Origin of the sequence: Bacillus sp. VT 712, assembly GCF_001614195.1 — a bacterium.
GTDB lineage: Bacteria > Bacillota > Bacilli > Bacillales > Bacillaceae_H > Priestia > Priestia flexa.
Map to the genome: position 1 here is coordinate 1 of NZ_LWBK01000084.1, position 2,122 is coordinate 2,122.

The window sequence follows — 2,122 nt, forward strand, 5'->3', positions numbered from 1 at the left end:
CGTCTATGCGCACTTCTTTTCGGACGTACTGACCCAGGTACAGCAGCTTTCCCTCAACTAAATCACCTTTTTAAAAAATCGAACCCGCACCAAGGGATCAGTCTGCCCAAAAACAGGTGAATCCCCATTTTTTAAGCATCAACCAGACTCCTTCACCTATTCATCCATTTGAAATTCACGAAAATTTAAACCATCGTGATCAAAAGTTGAAAAACGAAATGATTTTAGTTAGCTATGAATAATTCAGGATGTACAATAAAATCAATGAAACGGTCTACCATTTCTCTTTTGTTTTTAAATGAACTCTTTTGCATTTCAGCAGTTAGATTCATTGCTTGATAAACAACTTTAAGCGGAATAAATGCAGGTGTTAAATACTTTTCTGATTTAATTACTTCTCCTTCTTCTGATACCTCTTTAATTAATTCAATTACGTTACGTTTTAAAGTGCTAAAAAGCGCTTAGAACATTTTCAACGCCAGGTATTGGGACAACGTGTTTCTGAACATTTTACTCAAGTGTTAAAAAAACAAAAAGTTTGTATGTAAAGAGATCTATATTTGAAAGGAGTTAATATTAATGGCCACTTTTCGCAAACGAAATGGCAAATGGGAGTACCGTATTTCCTTTAAGGACCCATTTACGCAAAAGTATAAGGTAAAATCCAAAAGTGGTTTTCCTACAAAGAAGGAAGCTCAAACTGCATCATCTGAAGAAGAGAGAAAAATTAAAAGTGGTTTTGAACTCGATAACTCTTTCTTAAGTTTAGAGGATTATTTGTTGAATTGGTTAAATGAATATAAAAAAGACAGCGTACGTAAAAATACGTATATTTTACATTCTCAAGATATTAAAAATCATATTCTTCCTTACTTTAAAAGTATGCTATTAAAAGACTTAAAGCCTGTTATGTATCAGAAGTTTTTAAACCATTTAACTAATCAAGGATACAGTAAAAGGACAGTAGAAATTATCCATGGAACAATGCATAATGCTATGGAGAAAGCGCTTGTTCTTTCCAAACTTGAAAAGAACCCTTGCAGTGGTGCAACTATCTCTAAAAAGAATGCAAAGAAACAAAATGGCTTAAAATATATGCGTAGTGAGGACATTCAAATCTTCCTACAGTGTGCATCTAAAGATAATTATATCTATTATTTATTTTTTAAGACGCTTATTCATACAGGTATGAGGAAAGGTGAAGCCGCTGCTTTGCAATGGAAAGATATAAACTTCAAAGAAGGAATTATTTCAATCAATAAAAACATTAGACTTTAGTGCTCTTTCAAAAGAAGAGTTATTTGGTGATACAAAAACTTATTCATCAATCAGGGAGATTTCCATTCCTCAATCTCTTAAAAATGAACTAAGCACACACCGGCGATTGCAAAATAATGATAAGTTAATGTTAACAAATTCATATCACCATGAATTAGATCTGATTTTCTGTCGCAGGGATGGAAATCCTTTACCCAAGTCAACGTTATTTAATGCTTTTTCAAGAATCTTAAAGAAAGCAAACCTACCTCCTTTAAGCATTCACTCTCTTCGACATACTCATGCAGTTCTTATGTTGGAATCTGGAGCAAGTATGAAGTACATTCAAAAGCGATTAGGACATGGTAGCATCTCAATTACATCTGATGTTTATACTCATGTTAGTAAGAAAATTAACCAAGACTCCATTAGTTCTTTTGAAGAATATATATCGTCTGTTTTAGAAAGTTAAAAAACTTTGGTCCGATTTTGGTCGTGAACTTTTCACTAGATCAAACTGGGTTTGCGACCAAAATAAAAAAATCCCCTGACACCTGTAGTGTCAAGGGATTTACCAATTAATATTGGCTCATGTATTGATCGCGTTCCCATGGGTGAACTTGTGTGCGGAATAAGTTTTTTCTCATTAAATACTTTCACATGTAGTCCATGTAGCTTGATTTAACAAGGTTTGTTGATTATCTAAAGAAATCTTTTTTCACAAATTACCGCTCGTTTTCGCAAAGAATGTGGTCAAAATGTGGTCATGAAATATCTTGTTCTATTTTAAGAATTAAGATATTTGAATATGCCATCAACATCTTTTGTTTGAACAGCATTGAGTGGTTGAAAGTCTACATCATAG

1 protein-coding gene and 1 pseudogene are annotated in these 2,122 nt (G+C 33.1%); one reads left to right on the forward strand and one right to left on the reverse strand.

Annotated elements, in window-relative coordinates; translation table 11 throughout:
- Nucleotides 1–224: 224 nt before the first annotated feature.
- Entirely contained in the window at nucleotides 225–431 is a 207-nt protein-coding gene (gene gpG, locus A2U94_RS22400; protein WP_412177897.1) for a phage tail assembly chaperone G, read from the reverse strand.
- Between the two features lie 148 nt (nucleotides 432–579).
- Here gpG and A2U94_RS19985 point away from each other — a divergent pair.
- A pseudogene (locus tag A2U94_RS19985) lies at nucleotides 580–1,729 on the forward strand (site-specific integrase).
- Nucleotides 1,730–2,122 lie beyond the last annotated feature (393 nt).